Origin of the sequence: Siccirubricoccus sp. G192, from assembly GCF_019084075.1 — a bacterium.
GTDB lineage: Bacteria > Pseudomonadota > Alphaproteobacteria > Acetobacterales > Acetobacteraceae > G192.
This window is the reverse complement of the sequence record NZ_JAHREN010000001.1, coordinates 5,370,476-5,390,107: the sequence shown is the minus strand read 5'-3', so window position 1 is coordinate 5,390,107 and position 19,632 is coordinate 5,370,476. Positions and strand designations below refer to the sequence as shown.

Sequence of the window (19,632 nt, the reverse complement as noted above, 5' to 3'; positions counted from 1 at the left end):
CAGGCGTGATGCGTCGCGGCATGCCGTATTGTTATGATATAACGTATCACAAAGGCAAGCCGGCCCCGCCTCATGCCACGGCCTCAGGCATAGAGGATGCCACCCTCCACCACTGGCACCCATTTCGCCCGCGCCATCTCGGTTTCGGCCAGGGCGACCAGCAGGCCCGGCGCCTCCAGGCCCTCCGCCACCTGGTCCAGCCAGGGCGAGGCCTCCGCCGCTGTCGCTTCCCGGCCCAGCAATTCGCCGAGCAACCGCGGCACCAGCGCCGACGCATCGGGGCTGCCGTGCCGGGCGTGGAATTCGGCGCCGTCGAGCAGCCCGGCGGCGACCGCCTCGGCCTCCATCCCCTCGGCCCGCAGCACGGTCCAATGCGTCCAGCCCGCCGCATCCGGCGAGCGGCCGAGCGCCAGATGGAACAGCAGGGCGATCTCGCCGGCATGGTCGTGCTGGTCCCAGACCCCGGCGGCGAGGTCGGCGGCGGTGGCGCGGCGGGCGGCCCAGCCATCGGCCACCTCCGCCAATGCCTCGGCGCGGCTGGCGCCGGCGGCCAGCGCGTCCAGGATATCGGTGACCAGGGTGGGGGCCAAAGCGGGGGCGCCGAGATGGCCGGCCACCAGCGCGGCGAAGCCGGCATCCTCCAGCGGGCCGAAGCGGAGGACGAATTCGGCGCTTTCCAGGAAGCCGCCCGCCAGCGCCTCCAGCTTCGCGCCCGCGGTCATCGCCAGGGTCCAATGGGCGAGGCCGGCATCATCCGGCAGCCGACCGAGCGCCGCGCGATAGAGGCGGAAGACCTGCGCGGCCAGGTCATCCGCCTCCAGCACCAGGCGGCCATCGGTGAACTCGATCACCTCGATGCTGCTGAAATGGTCCATGCCATCGGGGGCAGCCGCGGTACCGGCGCCGAGGTCCAGCACCACCTCGGCGCGGGCGGCATCGAGCCGCAGCGTATCGGTGCCGGCGCCGCCCTCCAGCGTGTCGTCGCCGGCGCCGCCGATGAGGGTGTCGTTGCCCGCCATGCCGAGCAGCAGGTCGTTGCCGGCGCCGCCAAGGAGGCGATCGGAAAGATCGGTCCCGATCAGGCGATCCGCGCCCGCCGTGCCCTCGCCGCGCACGGCGCCCTCCGCCCAGGACCAGTGCAGGCCGAGCGCCTGTTCCGCCGCCTCGGTCCCGTAGAGCGCCTCCGCCGCCAGCGCGTCCAGCGCCCGTGGCGCGGCGGGCAGGGCCAGGCGGCCGGGGGTGCCGGACATCACGGTCACGTCGCGCGTATCCTGCCCCGGCGGCACCAGGCCCTCCGCGGGATGGCCGAGGCCGATGGCATGGCCGATCTCGTGCAGCAGGGTGGCGAAGCCGATGCGGCTGGCGGAGGGCGCCAGGCTGTCACCCCGGAACAGGCCGAGGCTGAGCGCGATATCGCCCTCCGGCGGCGCCCAGGCACGGCCGAGGATGCCGGGGCCGCCGAGATCCTCCAGCCGGAACCGCAGATCGATGCCGGCGCCGCCCACCAGGTCCGGCACTTCCAGGAAGGAAAGGCCCGAGACGGCGGCCCAGTCCGCCAGTGCCAGCCGCGCCGCTTCCTGCTGCGCCAGGGAGAAGGGCGCCCAGGCCCCTTCCGGCAGGAGGTTGCCGACCGCATCCGCCGCATCCCCGGCGAAGGAGAAGGTGAGCAGCAGCGGGCCGCCGCCGCGCCAGAGGCTGCCGCCGGCCGGGAGCAGGGCGCGGGGATCGGGTGCGGCGGTGGCCATGGCGGTCATTCCCGGTGGGTTGCGCCGTGATGGCGCCGTTCCCCGGAGATAAGCCCACCGTTAACGCCGTATCAATAAAAAAACATTCCATTAACCATATTATTGTGCCGCCGGCCCGCGACAGGGTAGCGGCCCGCATTGCCGCCCCGGCCCCGCCACCCCATTCTGCCGGCAAGGACGAGGAGAGTGAGCCATGACCGGCGTGCCCGATATCAGCCCCCGGGACACCTGGGAGGCCTTGCGGACCGACCCCGAAGCCGCCCTGGTGGATGTGCGGACCGATGCCGAGTGGAATTTCGTGGGCCTGCCCGACCTGGAGGAGGCGGGGAAGCAGGCGGTGCTGATCCCCTGGCAGGTCTACCCCTCCATGCAGGTCAATGGTGCCTTCGCGGAGCATCTGCGGAAGGCTGGGCTGACGCCCCTGCACAAGCTGTTCTTCATCTGCCGCTCCGGCGCGCGCAGCCTGGCGGCGGGCCAGGCGGCGCAGGCCGCCGGCTTCCCCCATGCCTTCAACGTGGCGGATGGTTTCGAGGGGCCGGTGGATGCGGCAGGGCATCGCGGCTCGGTGGCCGGCTGGAAGGCGGAGGGGCTGCCCTGGCGGCAGCGGTGAGGCTGGCCCTCCTCGCGCTGGCCGGCAGCCTTGCCGCGGGCCAGGCAGCGCTGGCGCAGCAGCGCGACTGCCTGGGCTTCGGTGATCTCACCGCGGAACTCGCCATCGGCACCGTCACCGCCGGGCCGCGGGCGTATTTCCTGCGCGGCGACCGAGCCAGCCCGGATTGCCCCGCCGAGACCCCGGCCTGCCAGGAACGCGCCTATCTTGTGCCGAGCGATCAGGTGATCCTGGGCGGCGCCAGCGCACCGGGCTTCGCCTGCGCCCTCTATGTCAACCCGCGCGGCCTTGCGCGCGCCGGCTGGCTGCCGGAGGCCGCTGTGGCGCGGCAGCCGCCCGGCCCGGCCGGGGTGCCGGAGGACTGGCTGGGCGAATGGCGCGGCGGGCCGGAGCACCGCATCTCCATCCGCCGCGGCCCCCGGCCCGGCACGCTCCGCATCGAGGGCGAAGCCACCTACGGTGCGCAGGATCCGGATCGGGTGCGCCGCGGCGCGGTGAACATGGGCGAGATCGCGGCCGAGGTGGGGCCGAAGGGCCCGCTGCTCGGCTTCACCATGGGCATGGGTGGGACGCAGCCCTATGAGGCCGGCGAGCCCACGGATTGCCGCGCCAGGCTGCGCCTGCTTGGCCCCTGGCTGCTGGCCGAGGACAATGGCGCCTGCGGCGGCATGAATGTCAGCTTCTCCGGCGCCTATCGCCGGGCGCCGCCGAACCCGGGAGGAAAGAGCCGATGACCGCCACGCCGCTGCCGCTCGAGGGCGAGTTCCTGTTCCGCCTGGCGCTCTCCGCCGGCGCACCTGAGATGAGCGCGCCCGGCCGGGGCGGCGAGCTGCGCGTGATCCCGGTGACACGAGGCAGCTTCGAAGGGCCGCGCCTCAAGGGCGAGGTGGTGCCGGGCACCACCGCCGACTGGCTGCGGGTGGAGGCCGATGGTACCTCCCATATGGATGTGCGGCTGGTGCTGCGAACGGATCGCGGCCAGGACATCTATATGAACTATATGGGCGTGCGCACCGGCGCGCCGGAGGTGCTGGCGCGGCTTGGCCGCGGCGAGGCGGTGGACCCCGGCGACTATTATTTCCGCATCGCCATCCGCTTCGAGACCGGCGATGCGGAGCTGGCTTGGCTGAACCGCGTGCTGGCGGTGGGCGTGGGGCAGCGGCCGCCGACCGGGCCGACCTATGACGTGTATGTGGTGCGGTAGCGCGGGCCGCTACCGCCGCCCCGCCAATTGCCGGTTCTCCAGCCGCGACAACAGCCGCACCACCGGCCAGAGCAGGATGAAATACATCACCGCCGCCGCCACGATCGGCGTGGCGTTGTAGGTCACGCTCTGCGCCTGGCGCGCCTGGAACAGCAATTCCGGCAGGGCCACCACGGAGGCGATGGAGGTGAGCTTCACCACCTCCAACGTATTGCTGATGAGGTCCGGCAGCACGTTCCTGACCGCCTGCGGCAGCACGACATAGCCCATGGCCTGGCCGCGCGTCAGGCCGGTGCTGCGCGCCGCCTCGACCTGGCCGGCGGGCACGCTCTCGATCCCGGCCCGCAGGATCTCGCCGTAATAGGCGCCGGTATTCAGGAAGAAGCCGATCGCCACCGCCCCGATCGCCGAGACCTCCAGCCCCGCGAAGGGCAGGCCGGCATAGACGAAGACCAGCAGCACCAGCGGCGGCAGGGCGCGGAACAGATCCACCCAGGCCATCACCGGCCAGCGCACCAGCGGATGCCGCACGGCCGAGAGCAGCGACAGGATCACCCCGCCCAGCAGCCCGAGCGGCACCACGATGGCCGAGAGCAGCAGCGTCTGGATCAGGCCCGCAAGCAGGATCGGCCAGGCCTGCCGCAGGATGTCGAGCGAGAAGAAGGCCAGCAGGAAATCATCGAAGGTCATGGGTTATGCCTGGCCATCCGATTCACGCTCCGGTCCTTGCTGCGCTGCGGTCCTCCGCGATCGCATGGCTAGCGCTTCCACGCGAAGCGGGTCTCGATCCAGCGGCCGAGGATCACCACCGGGATGAACAGCACCAGATAGGCCAGCGCGCCCATGGTCAGCGGCGTCGGGTTGAAGCTGAAGGAGACGCCGGCCTGCGCCGCCCCCAGGATCTCCGGCACCGCCACCACCGAGCCGAGCGCGGTGCCCTTGGTGATGGCGATGGTGCGGTTGGTGAGGGGCGGGATGGTCATCCGCAGCGCCTGCGGCAGCACCACCTGGCCGAGGGTCTGGGCGAAGGAAAGGCCGGTGCTGCGCGCCGCCTCCCATTGGCCCTTCGGCACCGCGGTGATGCCGGCCCAGAAGATCTCCTCGGTGAAGGCCATCAGCACCAGCGACAGCGCCAGCCAGGTGGAGGCGAAGCCGCCCAGCGAGAGCCCCGCCGCCGGCAGGCCGAAATAGAACAGCACGATCACCACCAGCGGCGGCAGCGCGCGGAACAGGTCCACCGTGAAGATGATGAGCCAGTTCAGCGGCCGGAGGCCGAGGCTGCGGACCACCGCCAGCAGCAGCCCGGCGGCGATGCCGGTCAGGATGATGCAGAGCGCCAGTTGGATGGTCACCCAGAACCCGTCGATGATCTTCGGCAGGTAGTCCGCCGCGACCCGCAGGTTGAAGAAGCTGTCGAGGAATCTTTCCCAATTGGTCATGTGCCGCGCACCGCCATCCGGGCCATCAGTGGCGGTCGATCTGGCGGATGAAGGCGCGCGTCCGCTCCTGCCGCGGGTTGCCGAACAGCGCCTCAGGCGGGCCTTCCTCGACGATCAGCCCATCCGCCATGAAGACCACCCGGTCGGCGGCGGCCTTGGCGAAGCCCATCTCATGGCTGACCACCACCATGGTCATGCCGTCCTCCCGCAATTCCCGCATCGCCGCCAGCACGCCGCCCACCAATTCCGGGTCGAGCGCGCTGGTGGGTTCGTCGAACAGCATCACCCGCGGTTCCAGCGCGATGGCGCGCGCGATCGCCACGCGCTGCTGCTGGCCGCCGGAGAGCTGGCCGGGATAGTGGCCGGCGCGGTCATCCAGATGCACCCGGCCAAGCGCCGCCCGCGCCCGCGCCTCGGCGGCCGCGCGATCCAGCCCCTGCACCTTGCGCAGCGCCAGCGACACGTTCCCGAGCGCGGTCATGTGCGGATAGAGGTTGAAGGACTGGAAGACCATGCCGATCCGCTGCCGCGCCCGGTTGATGTCGGTCCGGCGGTCCAGCATGTCGATCCCATCCACCAGGATGGTGCCGCCGGAGGGTTCCTCCAGCCGGTTCAGGCAGCGCAGCAGGGTGGACTTGCCGGAGCCCGAGGGGCCGATCACGAAGACCAGCTCCCGCTCCGCCACCACCAGATCGACGCCCCGCAGCACGTGCAGGTGGCCGAAATGCTTGTGGATGCCGCGCGCCTGGACGATCGCTTCCGCCACCTGCCCGGCCCTAGCCGCAGTGCGGCTCATGCGGGGTCGGGTCGTAGCCGGGCAGGCCGGGCGGGCCATAGCCGGGGAAGACCACCCGCTCGGCATCGTCCTCCTTCGGCGCGGCGCCGAACCAGCGCTCGGAGAGCCGGGCGATGGTGCCATCCCGCTTCATGCACTCGATCACCTCCTCCACCTGGTTCCGCAGGGCGCCGCTGTCCTTGCGGAAGGGCGTGGCCCAGTGGAAGCGCGTGCCGGGCAGCACGAAATCGGCGACGTATTGCGGCGCGCGGGAGGCCGAATACTTGATGACCGTATTGCCCGAGAGGTTGGCATAGGCGCGGCCCTGCAGCACCGCCTGCACCGCATCCGGCTGGGTGTCGAAGGCGAGCAGCGTCAGGTTCAGCCGCTCGGCGTTGCGGGTCACCCATTGCTCATAGGGGGTGCCCTTGTTCACGCTTATGGCCTTGCCGCGCAGGTCCTCCTCCGAGCGAATCGGCGGGGTGCCGCGGCGGATGCCGAATTGCAGCTCGGTCCAGAGATAGCCCTCGGTGAAGAGCAGGTTGGCCGCGCGTTCCGGCGTCACCGTGGTGGGGGCGCAGAGGAAGTCGTAGCGGCCCGCGTTCAGCGCCGGGATCAGGCCGGAGAAGCTGGCGGAATCGATGGTGATGCTGCGCCCCATGCGCTTCGCCACTTCCTGGAACAGATCCACCTGGAAGCCCTGGATGCCGCCATCGAGTCGCGGGAAGGCATGCGGGGCGAAGGTGCCGTCCGCGGCGCAGCGCAGCGGCGGCTGCGCATCCGCTGCGGGGGCGGTCTGGGCCGTGGCGGCACCGGCCATTCCGGCTGAAAGCAGCAGGGCGGCAAGCAAGGGGCGCATCGTGGCGTCTCTCCCGGTCACATGAAACGCGGCGACGATCCTGCATTCGCGGCGGGTGCGCAACCGTCGCCCATCCGGTCTCCGGCCAGGGCGGACCGTGACCTGCCTCTTCCACGAGCGGCAGCGGCCTGGCTGCGCGGGCGGCAGGCAGGCGCAATACACGCAATGGTTGTGATGCCGGACAGTTTTGCCACAATATCGCCGCAAGCTCGGCCCGAAGCCGCCGCGTGTCCGGTGTTGAATGCAATGCGGCGGGTCGCTGACCCTGTCGAGTGGCAAAACGGGTCGGGGAGCCTCGCCCTATGCAACGCATCGCCTGCACCCTCATCGGCGGCGCCCTCGCCGTGATCTGCGGCCTGGTCGCCCTGCTGCTGAGCGACGCCCTGGCGCCCGGCCGGATCTCGCCGATGCTCGCCTTCTACGCCGCCTGCCTGGCCGGGGTGCTGCTGATCCTGGGCCTGGCCCTGCTGGAGCGCCGCGGCGCTCCGCATGGGATGACGCTGGAGGCGCGTCAGCCCTTCTCGGGGTAGGCGGGACGCGAAGGGCTTCCGGCGCCCTGATCCTCCGGCTCGTCAGAGATTGAAGGCCAGTCGCATGCCGACGGCCTGGAAGTCGCGATCGGGTCCGTCGAGGGCGATCCTGCCGTTCATGTACTGGGCCGTGAGGCGCAGCCTGGATGTCGGGTACCAGTTCAGCGCCGCGGTCCAGATCCCCTGGCGCCCGCCGCGGGTCAGGCCGTCATTGAGGTCGATCGCGCTGTAGCGGCCGGCGAGTTCAAGGGCGCCCCAGGTCCCTGCCGCCGGATTGAGATCCTCGGCGCGGCCCTTGGCCCAGGCACCCCGTTTCGCATCGCGCCGTCGTGGCTCGCCGAGCAGGGGATAGGCCAGCGCGGCGTACCAGCCATCGAAGCCGCGGTCTCCGCCGCTGCGGGCATCCACGCCGACATGGTAGTATTCGGCGGCGAAGTGCAGCGGCCCGACCATGCCGGAGACTTCGGGGCCAATGCTCCATCCGGCACTGGCAGGAATGGAGCCGGTGTCCACGAAGCGCTGCGGATCGAGGCGCAATTCGGGGTAGTCGCGCAGCCGGACGCTTTCCAAGGAATTGGGGCCGGGACGGAACTGGTACACGCCGCTCAGGCCGACCTGCAGCTTCACGGTGTCATCCAGCGCCAGCCATGCCGCACGGCCGACCACCCCGCCCTGGCGGTCGTCATGGAGCGTGGAAAGCACGCCATCGCTGAGATAGAAGCTGGCGAACCACCTCTCCCCGCGCGCCTCCACGCCCGCCGCAAGCCGGGTAGTGCCGGACGCCATGCTGGTGGCGAGGGTCACGATGGAGGCCCGCTCCATGAACAGCGTCTCGAAGGAACTGCCCGAGAATTCCAGGGTATGCAGAAGGGTGAAGGCACCGACCCGGAAGGTCGCCCATTTCAGGCCCTCATAGGCCGCCTGCAACTCGAAGATGCTGCCGCCATTGGATTGGCCCTGCGGGCTGGAAGGGGCGAAATCCCAGGTGAAATTGTAGCTGAAGTCGCGCAGGAAGGTTCCCTGCAGGCCGAGCCGGCCCCGCCGGACATTGACCCCGCTCCCGAACCCGCCCGGCTCTGCCTGGCCCCAGAAGGAGCCACCGTCGAGATCGAGGCGAAGGACCGGCCGGACCGTCAGATTGCCATCCGCGAGGTTCAGCGTCGGGCGCCCGCTCTGGAAGGAAAAGACCGGCTGCTCGGCGGGCTGGGCGTTTGCCTGTCCGGCAATCAGCAGGGCGGCGGTGATGATGGCCATGCGCATGGGCAGGAACTCCATCCCCGGGTTCGACAGGGTTCTGTGCGGATTCTGAGCAGGGTCGTTGTTGCGGGTCGGGGGCGTTATCTAGCCGTCCTTCTCCGGATAGAGCGCGCGCAGCCCGGCCTCGGAGGCATCGCAGCGGCCGCGCTCGGTGATGAGGCCCGTCACCAGCCGGGCGGGCGTCACGTCGAAGGCCGGGTTGGCGGTGGGGCTGCCCTCGGCCACCACGCGCACCGTCTCCAGCCGGCCATCCCGGGTGCGGCCGGTGAGTTCCGCCACCTCCGACCCCGCGCGCTCCTCGATCGGGATCTCCGCCACCCCGTCCCGCACCCGCATGTCGAGCGTCGAATGCGGCAGCGCCACCCAGAAGGGGATGTTGTTGTCCCGCGCCGCCAGCGCCTTCAGGTAGGTGCCGATCTTGTTGGCGACATCGCCCTGGCGGGTCACCCGGTCGGTGCCCACGATGCAGATATCCACCTCTGCATGCTGCATCAGGTGGCCGCCGGCATTGTCCGCCACCACCGTATGCGGCACGCCATGGCTGCCCAGTTCCCAGGCGGTGAGCGCCGCGCCCTGGTTGCGCGGCCGGGTCTCGTCCACCCAGACATGCACGGGAATGCCCAGGTCATGCGCCTGGTAGATCGGCGAGAGCGCGGTGCCGTAATCCACCGTGGCGATCCAGCCGGCATTGCAATGGGTCAGCACGTTCACCGGCTCGCCCGGCGCCTTCCGGGCGGCGATCTCCTGCAGCAGCGGCAGCCCGTGCTCGCCGATGCGGCGGCAGGTCTCGACATCATCCTCGGCGATCGCCGCCGCCTCGGCATAGGCGGCGGCGACGCGCGCCTCGGGCGGCTGGTTGTGGAGCGCGGCGCGCATCCGCTCCAGCGCCCAGCGGAGATTGATGGCGGTCGGCCGCGTCTCCCCCAGCATCGCCACCGCGCGGTCCAGACTGGCGGTGGAGGCGTCGCGACGCAGCGCCAGCGCCACCCCATAGGCGGCGACGGCGCCGATCAGCGGCGCGCCGCGCACCTGCATGGTGCGGATGGCCTCGGCCACCTGGTCCTCGTCGGTCAGGCGCGGCACTTCCAGCGCCCAGGGCAATTTCGTCTGGTCGATGATGCGCAGCGACCAGCCATCCTCGTCCAGCCAGACGCTGCGATAGGGCTTGCCGTCGATCTTCATGGCCTGTCGGTCCCGTGCCGCTCCGTGCCGAGGACGGATAGCACGGAGAGGCTGAAGGCAAGGAAGGTGAGAAGGGCGTTCACGGCATGGCCGTATTCCCAGTGCCGCCGCAACGCCTCCCAGCCCGGCGGCGCCTGGGTCCAATTCGCCGTCGCGACATTGGCCGGATAGACCCAGGTGAAGAAGATCGCCAGGGTCAGGCCGATCAGCAGCCCGGCCCCGAGCGCCAGCCCGGCCGCCCCCCGCTGCCGCCGGAGCGTCACCGCCAGCGCCAGGTTCGCGGCCAGGGCACCGAAGAGGGCGAAGCCGAACAGCGCCCAGCCGCGATAGAGGCCCTGGGCGATGAAATAGGCCTCCCGCGGCAGCCCGATCTTGTTCGGCAATTCGAACAGATGCGCCCCGGCCGGCACCAGGGAAAGCGCCGTCAGCAGCACGGCGGCGAAGCGCAGGAGGGTCAGCATGGCGGCCGGAACGGCGCCGCCCCCGGCTGGTTGCCGCCCTCGGCCTACATCCGCTGGTGCAGCGCGCAGACCAGGGTGAAGAGCCGTCGCGCCGTCTCGAAATCCAGCGCGATGCGGCCTTCCAGCCGCTTGGCCAGCAGTTCCGCGCCTTCGTTGTGCAGCCCGCGCCGGCCCATGTCGATCGCCTGGATGCGGGCTTCCATGCCGCCTTCCAGCACCGCCCGCTCATGGCTCTCCACGATCATGTGGTAGTCCTTGATGAGCCGGCGGAAGGGGCCGAGCGCCAGCAGGATGGCGCGCAGCGGCGCATCCGCCGCATCGCGGATATCGAAGGCCAGCCGCCCGTCCCGGACGCAGAGATGCAGGGTGAAGGGGCCGCCGGGCACGCCCTGCGGGTCGAAGTGGTTGCCCGCCAGCAGGTCGGCGACCGCCTGGCTGCGATCCGCCTCGGCATAGGCGGAGGGCAGGGGGGTCGCGTCCGGCAGTTCGATCCGTGTCAGCCGGCGCGCGGCATCCGGCCCAGGGGGCGATCCATGGGCCGACCCATTGGCCGGGGCGGGGTCCATGGCCGGCGGCGTGGCCAACTCAACCATCCATGCGGCCCGGCGCCGGCATGGGGATCGGGCCATGCTCCTCGCCGGTGAAGCCGAGCGTGACCATCCAGCCGACCACCGCACCCTTCACCGGCCGCAGCACCAGCGTACACAAGATGGTGAACAACGGCAGCCATACCGCCATGTGCAGCCACATGGCCGGCTCCCAGACCTTCTCCACCCAGAGCACGCCGGGCACCAGCAGGTGGCCGACCAGCAGGATGGTGAAATAGGGCGGCGCGTCATCCGCCCGCAGCCGGCCGAGCGGCGTGCCGCAATGGCCGCATTCCGGCACCACCCGCAGAAACCCCTGGAAGACAGGCGCCTCGCCGCAGACCGGGCAGCGGTTCCGCAGCCCACGCCCCACGGCGGTGAGGAAGGAGGGCAGGCCCTGCGAGGCCCGTCCCTGCATCGATGCGGCGAAGCTGTCGGGCTCCCATTTCATCCGGCGATCCTCTTGTTTCATGGGGCGGCCGCGCCGCGGGCCGCCGGTCATCCTGCCGGGCGGGACGCATTGCCGTATTGTGCGGTGCAATATCACCCTTCCAGGCACCCGGATCAAGCGCCGCATCACAGCCCCGCGTTCCGCACGGGACTTGCATGGCGCGTCCCGGCGGGTGAGGCTTTTCCCATGTCAGAGCGCATCCTGGTCATCAACCCGAACGCCTCGCTCTCCTGCACCCAGGGGATCGCCACTGCCCTGGCCCCCTTCGCCGCGCCCGGCCTGCCCCGCTTCGAGGTGACGCGGCTGGCCGAGGGGCCGCCCGCTATCGTCACCTGGCGCGACTGGTACGGGGTGGCGGAGCCGCTCTGCCGCCTGGTGGAGCAGGAGAAGGCGGCGGCCTATGTCATCGCCTGCGTCTCCGATCCCGGGCTGGAAGCGGTGCGGATGGCGACCGACAGGCCGGTGCTCGGGATGCTGCGTTGTGCCGTCGCCGCCGCGCTGACCCGGGCGGAGCGCTTCGGCATCCTCGCCTTCATGGAAACCAGCCGGCCCCGCCAGTTGCGTGCCTTGCAGGCCATGGGGGTGGAGGCGCGGCTCGCCGGCTATGAACCGCTGAACCTGCCGATGGAGACGCTGACCGACCCCATCGCCCCCCGTGCCCGCATCCAGGCGGCGGCCAAGGCGCTGGCGGCAGGGGGTGCGCAGGTGATCGTGCTGGGCTGCGCCGGCCTCGCCGGCCATGTCCGCGCCGCCGAGGATGCGGCGGGGGTGCCGGTGGTCGAGCCCTGCCAGGCAGCCGGCGTGATGGCGCTGCTGGCGGTGCAGGGCGGCCAAGCCCTGCCGCGGCAGGTGGCCGCCTGATGCCGCAGCGCGGGACCGGGCTGCTCGGCACCACGCTCGGCCTGATGGCGGAGATGCGGCCGGGCGAGGGCGCGGGCGGCGCCGCCGGCTATGAAGGCGCGGCCCGGATGCTGGAGGCGGCGCTGCTGCGTGCCCCGCGGGAGCCGGCCCTGCTGCCGCAGCTTGCGGCGGCGCTCGGGCGACTGGGCCAGGTGCCCGCCGCGGGGCGGTAGCAGTCAGCGTTGCGGGTTCTGGCCCATGCCGGTGGCGCCGCGCGTCCCATCGGCGGCGGAGCCGGCCCCTTCCTCCGGCCGGCCCACATCCGGTTGCAGCGTGCGGCGCTGCGGCTCGAATTGCCGCACCTCGGGCGGAGCCGGGCGGGGATCGCCGCGCGCATCCCGCGCCGCGTCGCGCAGCCGGTCGGCGTCCACCCCCTGTTCGAGCCGGCGGGAAGCCTCCGCGGCCGGGGTTTGTGCCGCGGCCGTGCCGGCCAGCAGCGCCATTGCCAGTGTCGCTCCCACTATCGCTTGCAAGATCGGGCCCTCCGGAACCGGAGCGCCCGAGGCGGGTTGCCGGTTCCGCCGCGCGGCTACTTCCCCTGGCCCGGCACCCAGGCCGGCGGCGGCTCGCTGCCCACCTGCGCGGTGATGCGGCCATAGGCTTCCGGCCGCCGGTGCCGGGCGAAGTCGAAGATGGTGCTGCGGCCGAGCCGGCACATCTCGAGGTCGCAATCCGCGACGATCAGCTCATCCCCCCAGGAGGTCGCCTGGGCCATGATCTCGCCCTGCGGGTTGACGATGATGGAATGGCCGAACAGCTCATGCCCATCCTCGGTGCCCGCCTTGGCGACGCCGGCGGCGAAGCAGGCATTCTGGTAGCAGCCGGCCTGGATGCTGAGATGCGAGTGGAAGACGCGGAGGTGATGCGCCTCGAAGCCGCGATTCTCCATGTTGAGGCTGGGCGTGTTGTAGCCGAGCATGACCAGCTCCGCCTGCTGCAAGCCCAGCACCCGCCAGGCCTCGGGCCAGCGCCGGTCGTTGCAGATCAGCATGCCGATATTCACCTGGTTCTCGCCGAGCGGCGCGCGGACCACCGGGAAGCCGAGGTCGCCCACCTCGAAATACCGCTTCTCCAGGTGCTGCACCTTCCGCTGCGGGTCGTATTCCGCATGGCCGGGCAGATGCACCTTGCGGTATTTCAGTACCACCTCGCCGCTGGGATGCACATAGACCGCGGTGTTGAAGCGGCGGCCCTCCGGGGTCTTCTCGGCATAGCCGAGATGGAAGCCGATGCCGTAGCGCCGCGCCGCCTGGAACAGCGGCGCCGTGGCGGGGGAGGGGAGGCTCTGCTCGTACCAATGGTCGGCGGCGGCCAGGTCCTCCTCGTACCAGCGCGGGAAGAAGGTGGTCAGCGCCAATCTGGGGAAGACCACCACCTCGGCGCCGCGGCGATAGGCGGTCTCCATCAGCCGGACCATGCGGCCGACGGCGACCTCGCGGCCCTCGGCACGCTGGATGGGGCCGAGCTGGGCGGCGGCGAGGGTCAGGGTGCGGGGCATGGCGATCTCCCGTCTCAGTCCGGGGCCACGGCGCCGGTCTGCTCCACGATCGGCCCATACCATCGCGGCCGGCGGTGCGCGGCGAAATTGAACATCTTCTCCTTGCCCTGACGGCAGGCGTCGAAATCCACATCCGCCAGGATCACCTCATCCGCCAGCGTCTTCGCCTGCGCCACCACGATCCCGTTCGGATCGACGATGCAGGAGCCGCCGATCAGGCCGGAGCCGTCCTCCACCCCCGCCTTGGCCACCGTCACCGCCCAGGTGGCGTTCATATAGGCATTGGCCTGGGCCACCAGCGTCGAGTGGAAGGTGCGCAGCGCCGCATCCTCGGCGGTGCCGCCATTGGGGTCGTAGGCCGCGGAATTGTAGCCGATCAGCATCAGCTCCACGCCTTGCAGCCCGAGCACGCGCCAGCCCTCCGGCCAGCGGCGGTCGTTGCAGATCAGCATGCCGAGCACCGGCGCGTTCCAGCTTGCCGGGCCGCGGAAGGCCGGGAAGCCGAGGTCGCCGTATTCGAAGTACCGCTTCTCCAACTGCTGGTATTGCTGCCCCGGCCGGAAGTCGGTCGAGCCCGGCAGGTGCACCTTGCGGTACTTGCCGAGGATCGCGCCGTCAGGCCCCACCGTGACGGCGGTGTTGTAGCGCTTCCCCGCCGGCGTCAGCTCGGCATAGCCGAGATAGAAGCCGACCCCGAGCGCACGCGCCCGGTCGAACAGCGGCTGCACCGCCGGATTCGGCATCGCGCGCTCGAAATTCCCCAGGAATTCCGTGTCGTCCTCGGCGATCCACCAGCGCGGGAAGAAGGTGGTCAGCGCCAATTCGGGGAAGACCACCAGCTCCGCCCCCTGCGCCGCGGAGTGCTCCAGCAGGGCGATCATCCGGTTGAGGGTATGGGTGCGGGTATCGGCGCGCTGGGTCGGCCCCATCTGGGCCCCGGCGACGCGCAGGCGGCGCGGCATGGTCTAGTCCTCTCCGAGATAGGTGTCGCGGTGCTGGCGCGGGACGAAGCGGCCGGTGCCGGGCCTGGCCAGCACCTCCGCCCCGTTCCAGATGCAGGCGCCGCGGAGATAGGTGGCGGCGACCCGCGCCTGCATCGCCCGCCCGTTATAGGGCGACCAGCGGGCATCCTCGCGGTCGCGGATCTCGCGCTCGTCGAAGGTGAAGCGCCCCTCCTCCAGCACCAGCAGGTCGGCGTCGCTCCCCACCCGGATGGCGCCCTTCTTCGGGAAGAGGCCATGGAAGCGCGCCGGGCGTTCCGCGCAGTAGCGCGCCATCAGTGTCACCGGCAGCCCGCGCTCCGCCAGCAGGGAGAACATCAGCGGCGCGAAGCTCTGCAAGCCCGTCAGCCCGGCGCCGGGGGCGAAGATGTCGCCGTCATAGCGCTTGCGCTCGCGCGGCCAGGGGGCGTGGTCGGTGGAGACATAGGCGACCTTCCCGGCCTGGAAGGCGCCCCACATCCGCTCCACCTCCGCGGCCGAGCGGAAGGGCGGGTTGCATTTGCCGAAGCCCTGCAGCCGGGGCAGGTCCTCCTCGGTCATGCAGAGATACTGGATGCAGGCCTCGCCGCTGCTGCGGGCGCCCTGGCGGCGGAACAGCTCGGCCAACTCGAAGCCCCGCGCCAGGGAGGAATGGGCGATATGCACATGCGCCCCGGTTTCCAGCGCGATCTCGAAAATCTCCAGATCCGCCATGCTCTCGGCCAGCGGCGGGCGGGTGCGGCAATGCATGATGGGGTCGGTGCGGCCGGCCGCCTTCGCCTCCTCGGTCAGGCGCTGCACCAGCTCCTGGTCCTCGTTGTGGATCGCCACCATCAGGCCGGTTTTCGCGATCTCCCGGAAGGCGGCGACCATGGTGGGGTGGTCGATGCGGGGGAAGCGCACCGGGTCGTATTCATAGGTGGAGAGCTTGAAGGAACAGGCCCCGGCCTCGGCCAAGCCCGGAATCGCCTCCAGCCCGCCGGTCTTCAGGATGGTGCCATAGAGCGCCATGTCCACATGCGAGGTCCGGTTCACCCATTCCACCTTCTCGCGGAAGATGGCGGCATCCGTCACCGGCCGCGGCACGTCATAGGGCATGTCGACGCAAGTGGTGACGCCGCCCGCCGCCGCGGACATGGAGGCACCCTCGATCCCCGGCCAGCCGGCGCTGCTGCTGGTATGCATATGGCCGTCCACCAGCCCGGGCAGCACCAGCTTCCCCGCATGGTCCGCCACCTCCGCCGCCGGCGGCGGCGCGCCCTGGCCGATGGCGGCGATGGTCTCGCCCCGCACCGCGACCCAGCCGTCACGGAGGATGCCGTCGGGCAGCACCAGCTCGCCAAGGATGATCCGGTCATAGGGTGTCTGCATGGTCGGCATCCAGCACGGGTTTCAGGATGCGGCAGCCTATGCCGCCGCGCCCGCCGCGCCAACCAGTGCCGGTTCTGGGGTTCAGGCGATATGCAGCACCCGGATCAGCACCAGGCTCATCCCCAGCAGGAGCAGCAGCGACAGCACCGCCGCGGCGGTGACCCGGGCGCCGGCCCGCGCCACGCTCCGCACATCCACGCCGAGCCCGAGCGCCGCCATGGCGAGCACGGTGAGGAGATCGGCCACCGCCGCCGCCGGCGCCAGCACCGCCTGCGGCACCAGCCCGGCCGAGCGGAGGCCGGCGAGGAGGAGGAAGCCGATGATGAACCAGGGCACCATCCGGTGCAGCGGCGGCCGTTTCCGCTGCGCCGCCGCGTCGCCCTCACGCGCCGCGATCAGCGAGAGCAGCAGCACGGCGGGGCCCAGCATCAGCACCCGCACCAGCTTGACCAGCGTGCCGACCTGGGCGCTGAGCATGCCGACCGGCACCGTCGCCGCCAGCACCTGCGGCACCGCATAGACGGTGAGGCCCGCCACCACCCCGTATTGCGTCTCGGTCAGCCCCCAGAGCGTCACCAGCAGCGGCAGGGTCAGCACCACCACCACGCCGAGCACGGCGGTGAAGGCGATGGAGGCCGCCACATCCTTGCCCGTGGCGCCGATCACCGGCGCCACGGCGGCGATCGCGGAATTGCCGCAAATGGAATTGCCGCAACCGACCAGGATCGCCATCCGCCGCGGCAGGCCGAGCCCCCGGCCGATCAGGTAGCTGGCGCCGATCGCCACCACCACCAGCGCGGCGATGCCGAGCAGCAGGCCGGGCCCCACGGCGAGCAGGGCGGCGAAGCTGACCGACAGCCCGAGCAGCAGCACCGCCACCTCCAGCAGGGTCTTCGCGCCGAAGCCGATGCCAGGACCGTACTGGTCGCCGGGCCGCCAGAGCGAGCGGACCGCCGTGCCGAGCAGGATGGCCAGCACCAGCGCCTCCAGCCAGGCGCGGCCGAACACCGCTTCCTCGACATGTTCCAGGGCGAGCGCGGCCAGGGTGATCGCGAGACAGAGAAGAAGGCCCGGCAGCAGCCGCCGGACCGTGCGAAGCGGGAACATGATGTCCTCGGATGGGAAGGGGCCTACCGCCCGTCCCGGCAGGCGCTACACCCGCGGCCTGCATAACTCGAATACATTTATCCCATGCAGGCATAGGCTGTGGTTATGGCCATCAACCTGCATCTGCTCCGCCTCTTCGCCATGGTCGCGCGGCACCGCAGCTTCTCCCGTGCTGCCGAGGCGCTGCATGTCAGCCAGCCCTCCGTCTCCAAGGGGGTGCGGGAGCTGGAGGCGCAGCTCGGCAGCCGCCTGCTGGAACGCGGCGGGCCGGGCGGCGTGACCCTGACCGAGCCGGGCCGCATCCTGGCCGGCCATGCCGCCACGCTGTTTGGCGCGGAACGCGCGGCCGAGGAGGATCTCGCCGCCTTCCGGGGCCTGCGCCGCGGTACGCTGGCGATCGGCGCCAGCACCACCATCGCGACCTATTTGCTGCCCCGCGCGCTCGGCGCCTTCCACCGCCAGCACCCCGAGGTGGAATTGCGGCTGACGAGCGCCAATACCCGCGCGATCGTGGACCTGCTGCTGGCGCGGGAGCTGGACATTGCCCTGGTCGAAGGCCCGGTGGAGGAGCCCGGCCTAGTGGTGGAGCCCTGGCGGGAGGACGAGATGGTGCTGGTCGCCAGCGCGACCCATCCGCTCGGCGCGGAGGCGGTCCTGCCCGATGCCCTCGCCGGGCAGATCGTCATCATGCGCGAGCCTGGCTCCGGCACGCGCGATGTCGGCTTCGAGGCCCTCGCCGCCTGGGGTGTGCGGCCGCGGCGCACGCTGGAGGTGGGCAGCACCGAGGCGATCAAGCAGCTTGTCGCCGCCGGTGTCGGGGTGGCGATCGTCTCCGCCGCGGCGGCGGCGGACCAGATCGCGCTCGGCCGGCTGCGGGTGCCGCGGCTCCGCTCCGTCTCCGGGGGCCAGGTCACGCTGCGCCGGATGCTGAGCCGCCTGATCCTGCCGGGACGCCGGCCGAGCGTGGCGGCCGCGGCATTCGAGGCGCTGCTCGGCCTGCCGCCGGAAACCCGCGGCTGAGCGCCCGGCATGGACGCTGCGCGCGGGAGGGGGCAAAACTCCGCCGGCCCGAACCATACGGAGAACGCCGACGATGCAGATGCACGCCGTGAAGGTCCACCCGTCCAAGGCGCTGCTGAAGCGCGAGGACCAGCTCGCCTGGAAGATCGCCGGCGTCGCCGCCGACAAGGTGGCCGTCCAGAAGGACGTGGCCGAGATGATCGTCAACCGGATCATCGACAACGCCTCGGTCGCCATCGCCGCCATCAACCGCAAGCCGGTGGTTTCCGCCCGCGCCATGGCGCTGGGGCACCCGCGCAAGGGAGGCGCCACCATCTTCGGCGTTCCCACCGCCAAGGGCTTCTCGCCGGAATGGGCGGCCTGGGCGAATGGCACGGCGGTGCGCGAGCTGGACATGCACGACACCTTCCTGGCCGCCGACTACTCGCACCCCGGCGACAATATCCCGCCGATCCTGGCGGTGGCCCAGACCATGGGGAAGTCCGGCCGCGACCTGATCCGCGGCCTCGCCACCGGCTACGAGATCCAGATCGACCTGGTCCGCGCCATCTGCCTGCATGAGCACAAGGTGGACCATATCGCCCATCTCTGCCCCTCCGCCGCCGCCGGCATCGGCACCCTGCTCGGGCTGAAGCAGGAGGTGATCTTCCAGGCGGTGCAGCAGGCGCTGCATGTCAGCGTCTCCTTCCGCCAGTCCCGCAAGGGCGAGATCAGCTCCTGGAAGGCCTTCGCCCCCGCCCATGCCGGCAAGCTGGCGGTGGAGGCGGTGGACCGCGCCATGCGGGGCGAGGGTGCGCCGAGCCCGATCTACGAGGGCGAGGACAGCGTCATCGCCTGGGTGCTGTCGGGCCGCACGCAGGCCGACAAGGAGGGCCGCGAAACCGTCTATGGCCCGGACTACTACCAGGTGCCGCTGCCCGGCCTCGGCGAGGCCAAGCGCGCCATCATGGATAGCTACACCAAGGAGCACTCGGCCGAGTACCAGAGCCAGGCGCTGATCGACCTCGCCTTCCGCATGCGGGAGCAGGTGCCGGACACCGATGCGATCGAGCGGATCACCATCCACACCTCCCATCACACGCATTACGTGATCGGCACCGGCGCCAATGATCCGCAGAAGATGGATCCGAAGGCCAGCCGGGAGACGCTCGACCATTCCATCATGTACATCTTCGCCGTCGCGCTGCAGGACGGGCGCTGGCACCACGTGGACAGCTATGCGCCACGCCGCGCCGGGCGGGCCGATACGGTGCGGCTCTGGCACCGGATCGAGACGCGCGAGGACCCGGAATGGACCCGGCGCTACCATTCCAAGGACCCGGACGAGCTGGCCTTCGGCGGCAGGGTCGAGATCGTCCTGAAGGACGGCACCCGGCTGGTGGATGAGCTCGGCGTCGCCAATGCGCATCCGAACGGCGCCAGGCCCTTCGGTCGCGAGGACTACATCAACAAGTTCCGCATCCTGACCGAGGGCACCCTCTCGACCCGCGAGGCGAACCGCTTCCTGGAGGTGGTGCAGGACCTGCCGCGGCTGACCGCCGGGGAGCTCGGCCTGCTGAACGTCGCGCTGCCGGCGGGCGCGCTGGCGGAAGGCAAGCCCGGCATCTTCTAGCGTGGGTCGTGGCGGCGAGGGGAGGCCCCTCGCCGCCGATGCGG

Annotated in this window: 23 protein-coding genes; 8 read left to right on the top strand and 15 right to left on the bottom strand. The window is 71.0% G+C overall.

Translation table 11 applies throughout. The annotated features are described in order from the left end of the window. Positions 1-83: 83 nt before the first annotated feature. Positions 84-1,745: a DUF4214 domain-containing protein gene (locus tag KSF81_RS31210; RefSeq protein ID WP_305801212.1), complete on the bottom strand. Its 1,662-nt coding sequence runs from the start codon at positions 1,743-1,745 to the stop codon at positions 84-86. 193 nt (positions 1,746-1,938) lie between these two features. Between KSF81_RS31210 and KSF81_RS26025 the strand changes: the two genes are divergently transcribed. The 3 genes from KSF81_RS26025 to KSF81_RS26015 are packed head-to-tail and all read left to right on the top strand — an operon-like array spanning position 1,939 to position 3,559. Further along, a complete protein-coding gene (locus tag KSF81_RS26025) occupies positions 1,939-2,355 on the top strand; it encodes a rhodanese-like domain-containing protein (protein WP_217381441.1) in 417 nt (138 codons plus the stop codon). Beyond that, positions 2,352-3,089: a hypothetical protein gene (locus KSF81_RS26020; protein WP_217381440.1), complete on the top strand. Its 738-nt coding sequence runs from the start codon at positions 2,352-2,354 to the stop codon at positions 3,087-3,089. Before KSF81_RS26025 ends, KSF81_RS26020 begins: the two co-directional genes overlap by 4 nt. Beyond that, positions 3,086-3,559, top strand: coding sequence for a DUF3237 domain-containing protein (locus KSF81_RS26015; RefSeq protein ID WP_217381439.1), 474 nt, complete (start codon positions 3,086-3,088; stop codon positions 3,557-3,559). Before KSF81_RS26020 ends, KSF81_RS26015 begins: the two co-directional genes overlap by 4 nt. Before the next feature lie 9 nt (positions 3,560-3,568). On the opposite strand, the gene KSF81_RS26010 is transcribed toward KSF81_RS26015, so the two are convergent. The 4 genes from KSF81_RS26010 to KSF81_RS25995 all read right to left on the bottom strand — a co-directional run bounded on the left by KSF81_RS26010 (position 3,569) and on the right by KSF81_RS25995 (position 6,632). After that, entirely contained in the window at positions 3,569-4,249 is a 681-nt protein-coding gene (locus KSF81_RS26010; RefSeq protein WP_217381438.1) for an amino acid ABC transporter permease, read from the bottom strand. A gap of 68 nt (positions 4,250-4,317) precedes the next feature. After that, entirely contained in the window at positions 4,318-4,998 is a 681-nt protein-coding gene (locus KSF81_RS26005) for an amino acid ABC transporter permease (RefSeq protein WP_217381437.1), read from the bottom strand. A 25-nt stretch (positions 4,999-5,023) separates the two neighbouring features. Continuing rightward, positions 5,024-5,794 (bottom strand): amino acid ABC transporter ATP-binding protein, encoded by a 771-nt coding sequence (locus KSF81_RS26000; RefSeq protein WP_217381436.1) that lies wholly within the window; start codon positions 5,792-5,794, stop codon positions 5,024-5,026. Next, on the bottom strand, positions 5,775-6,632 hold the full coding sequence (locus KSF81_RS25995) for a transporter substrate-binding domain-containing protein (RefSeq protein WP_217381435.1): 858 nt from the start codon (positions 6,630-6,632) through the stop codon (positions 5,775-5,777). The genes KSF81_RS26000 and KSF81_RS25995 overlap by 20 nt, the downstream gene beginning before the upstream one ends. Positions 6,633-6,934: 302 nt before the next feature. Here KSF81_RS25995 and KSF81_RS25990 point away from each other — a divergent pair, with 302 nt between their 5' ends. Then, a complete protein-coding gene (locus KSF81_RS25990; protein ID WP_217381434.1) occupies positions 6,935-7,162 on the top strand; it encodes a hypothetical protein in 228 nt (75 codons plus the stop codon). Positions 7,163-7,204: 42 nt separating this feature from the next. Here the strand turns inward: KSF81_RS25990 and KSF81_RS25985 are convergent, their stop codons facing one another. The 5 genes from KSF81_RS25985 to KSF81_RS25965 form a co-directional block, all read right to left on the bottom strand. Next, the gene (locus KSF81_RS25985; protein WP_217381433.1) at positions 7,205-8,422 is read right to left on the bottom strand and encodes an OprO/OprP family phosphate-selective porin; all 1,218 of its coding nucleotides are present in this window, start codon (positions 8,420-8,422) and stop codon (positions 7,205-7,207) included. 81 nt (positions 8,423-8,503) lie between these two features. Beyond that, positions 8,504-9,601: an S-methyl-5-thioribose-1-phosphate isomerase gene (gene mtnA / locus KSF81_RS25980; RefSeq protein WP_217381432.1), complete on the bottom strand. Its 1,098-nt coding sequence runs from the start codon at positions 9,599-9,601 to the stop codon at positions 8,504-8,506. Beyond that, positions 9,598-10,062 (bottom strand): hypothetical protein, encoded by a 465-nt coding sequence (locus KSF81_RS25975; protein ID WP_217381431.1) that lies wholly within the window; start codon positions 10,060-10,062, stop codon positions 9,598-9,600. Before KSF81_RS25975 ends, mtnA begins: the two co-directional genes overlap by 4 nt. Positions 10,063-10,106: 44 nt before the next feature. After that, positions 10,107-10,628, bottom strand: coding sequence for a UPF0262 family protein (locus tag KSF81_RS25970; protein WP_217381857.1), 522 nt, complete (start codon positions 10,626-10,628; stop codon positions 10,107-10,109). Between the two features lie 19 nt (positions 10,629-10,647). After that, the gene (locus tag KSF81_RS25965; RefSeq protein ID WP_254453753.1) at positions 10,648-11,100 is read right to left on the bottom strand and encodes a DUF983 domain-containing protein; all 453 of its coding nucleotides are present in this window, start codon (positions 11,098-11,100) and stop codon (positions 10,648-10,650) included. 186 nt (positions 11,101-11,286) lie between these two features. On the opposite strand from KSF81_RS25965, the gene KSF81_RS25960 reads away from it, so the two are divergent. Together KSF81_RS25960 and KSF81_RS25955 are read left to right on the top strand one after the other, a co-directional pair. Next, positions 11,287-11,961, top strand: coding sequence for an aspartate/glutamate racemase family protein (locus tag KSF81_RS25960; RefSeq protein WP_217381429.1), 675 nt, complete (start codon positions 11,287-11,289; stop codon positions 11,959-11,961). After that, positions 11,961-12,173 carry a hypothetical protein gene (locus KSF81_RS25955; RefSeq protein WP_217381428.1) on the top strand — a complete coding sequence of 71 codons (213 nt, stop codon included), beginning with the start codon at positions 11,961-11,963 and terminating at the stop codon, positions 12,171-12,173. The genes KSF81_RS25960 and KSF81_RS25955 overlap by 1 nt, the downstream gene beginning before the upstream one ends. A 3-nt stretch (positions 12,174-12,176) precedes the next feature. On the opposite strand, the gene KSF81_RS25950 is transcribed toward KSF81_RS25955, so the two are convergent. The 5 genes from KSF81_RS25950 to KSF81_RS25930 all read right to left on the bottom strand — a co-directional run bounded on the left by KSF81_RS25950 (position 12,177) and on the right by KSF81_RS25930 (position 16,956). Continuing rightward, entirely contained in the window at positions 12,177-12,473 is a 297-nt protein-coding gene (locus KSF81_RS25950; RefSeq protein ID WP_217381427.1) for a hypothetical protein, read from the bottom strand. 56 nt (positions 12,474-12,529) lie between these two features. Then, positions 12,530-13,498 (bottom strand): N-carbamoyl-D-amino-acid hydrolase, encoded by a 969-nt coding sequence (locus tag KSF81_RS25945; RefSeq protein ID WP_217381426.1) that lies wholly within the window; start codon positions 13,496-13,498, stop codon positions 12,530-12,532. A 14-nt stretch (positions 13,499-13,512) separates the two neighbouring features. Further along, positions 13,513-14,460: an N-carbamoyl-D-amino-acid hydrolase gene (locus KSF81_RS25940; RefSeq protein WP_217381425.1), complete on the bottom strand. Its 948-nt coding sequence runs from the start codon at positions 14,458-14,460 to the stop codon at positions 13,513-13,515. A gap of 3 nt (positions 14,461-14,463) precedes the next feature. After that, positions 14,464-15,849 carry a dihydroorotase family protein gene (locus KSF81_RS25935; RefSeq protein WP_217381424.1) on the bottom strand — a complete coding sequence of 462 codons (1,386 nt, stop codon included), beginning with the start codon at positions 15,847-15,849 and terminating at the stop codon, positions 14,464-14,466. A gap of 81 nt (positions 15,850-15,930) precedes the next feature. Then, positions 15,931-16,956, bottom strand: a complete 1,026-nt coding sequence (locus KSF81_RS25930; RefSeq protein ID WP_217381423.1) for a YeiH family protein — start codon at positions 16,954-16,956, stop codon at positions 15,931-15,933. 105 nt (positions 16,957-17,061) lie between these two features. On the opposite strand from KSF81_RS25930, the gene KSF81_RS25925 reads away from it, so the two are divergent. Both KSF81_RS25925 and KSF81_RS25920 read left to right on the top strand, forming a co-directional pair. Beyond that, entirely contained in the window at positions 17,062-17,976 is a 915-nt protein-coding gene (locus tag KSF81_RS25925) for a LysR family transcriptional regulator (RefSeq protein ID WP_217381422.1), read from the top strand. 73 nt (positions 17,977-18,049) lie between these two features. Continuing rightward, complete coding sequence (locus tag KSF81_RS25920; protein ID WP_217381421.1) at positions 18,050-19,588, top strand: MmgE/PrpD family protein; 1,539 nt, start codon at positions 18,050-18,052, stop codon at positions 19,586-19,588. Positions 19,589-19,632 lie beyond the last annotated feature (44 nt).

What these genes read in the sequence shown, in the direction of transcription:
- KSF81_RS25960 (WP_217381429.1), top strand. Translation starts at nt 11,287, where the DNA reads ATGTCAGAGCGCATCCTGGTCATCAACCCGAACGCCTCGCTCTCCTGC.
- KSF81_RS25925 (WP_217381422.1), top strand. Translation starts at nt 17,062, where the DNA reads ATGGCCATCAACCTGCATCTGCTCCGCCTCTTCGCCATGGTCGCGCGG.
- KSF81_RS25970 (WP_217381857.1), bottom strand. Translation starts at nt 10,628, where the DNA reads ATGGACCCCGCCCCGGCCAATGGGTCGGCCCATGGATCGCCCCCTGGG.
- mtnA (WP_217381432.1), bottom strand. Translation starts at nt 9,601, where the DNA reads ATGAAGATCGACGGCAAGCCCTATCGCAGCGTCTGGCTGGACGAGGAT.
- KSF81_RS25985 (WP_217381433.1), bottom strand. Translation starts at nt 8,422, where the DNA reads ATGCGCATGGCCATCATCACCGCCGCCCTGCTGATTGCCGGACAGGCA.
- KSF81_RS25920 (WP_217381421.1), top strand. Translation starts at nt 18,050, where the DNA reads ATGCAGATGCACGCCGTGAAGGTCCACCCGTCCAAGGCGCTGCTGAAG.
- KSF81_RS25930 (WP_217381423.1), bottom strand. Translation starts at nt 16,956, where the DNA reads ATGTTCCCGCTTCGCACGGTCCGGCGGCTGCTGCCGGGCCTTCTTCTC.
- KSF81_RS26025 (WP_217381441.1), top strand. Translation starts at nt 1,939, where the DNA reads ATGACCGGCGTGCCCGATATCAGCCCCCGGGACACCTGGGAGGCCTTG.
- KSF81_RS25955 (WP_217381428.1), top strand. Translation starts at nt 11,961, where the DNA reads ATGCCGCAGCGCGGGACCGGGCTGCTCGGCACCACGCTCGGCCTGATG.
- KSF81_RS26015 (WP_217381439.1), top strand. Translation starts at nt 3,086, where the DNA reads ATGACCGCCACGCCGCTGCCGCTCGAGGGCGAGTTCCTGTTCCGCCTG.
- KSF81_RS25995 (WP_217381435.1), bottom strand. Translation starts at nt 6,632, where the DNA reads ATGCGCCCCTTGCTTGCCGCCCTGCTGCTTTCAGCCGGAATGGCCGGT.
- KSF81_RS26005 (WP_217381437.1), bottom strand. Translation starts at nt 4,998, where the DNA reads ATGACCAATTGGGAAAGATTCCTCGACAGCTTCTTCAACCTGCGGGTC.
- KSF81_RS26000 (WP_217381436.1), bottom strand. Translation starts at nt 5,794, where the DNA reads ATGAGCCGCACTGCGGCTAGGGCCGGGCAGGTGGCGGAAGCGATCGTC.
- KSF81_RS25975 (WP_217381431.1), bottom strand. Translation starts at nt 10,062, where the DNA reads ATGCTGACCCTCCTGCGCTTCGCCGCCGTGCTGCTGACGGCGCTTTCC.
- KSF81_RS25935 (WP_217381424.1), bottom strand. Translation starts at nt 15,849, where the DNA reads ATGCAGACACCCTATGACCGGATCATCCTTGGCGAGCTGGTGCTGCCC.
- KSF81_RS25965 (WP_254453753.1), bottom strand. Translation starts at nt 11,100, where the DNA reads ATGAAATGGGAGCCCGACAGCTTCGCCGCATCGATGCAGGGACGGGCC.
- KSF81_RS26010 (WP_217381438.1), bottom strand. Translation starts at nt 4,249, where the DNA reads ATGACCTTCGATGATTTCCTGCTGGCCTTCTTCTCGCTCGACATCCTG.
- KSF81_RS25940 (WP_217381425.1), bottom strand. Translation starts at nt 14,460, where the DNA reads ATGCCGCGCCGCCTGCGCGTCGCCGGGGCCCAGATGGGGCCGACCCAG.
- KSF81_RS25945 (WP_217381426.1), bottom strand. Translation starts at nt 13,498, where the DNA reads ATGCCCCGCACCCTGACCCTCGCCGCCGCCCAGCTCGGCCCCATCCAG.
- KSF81_RS31210 (WP_305801212.1), bottom strand. Translation starts at nt 1,745, where the DNA reads ATGGCCACCGCCGCACCCGATCCCCGCGCCCTGCTCCCGGCCGGCGGC.
- KSF81_RS25990 (WP_217381434.1), top strand. Translation starts at nt 6,935, where the DNA reads ATGCAACGCATCGCCTGCACCCTCATCGGCGGCGCCCTCGCCGTGATC.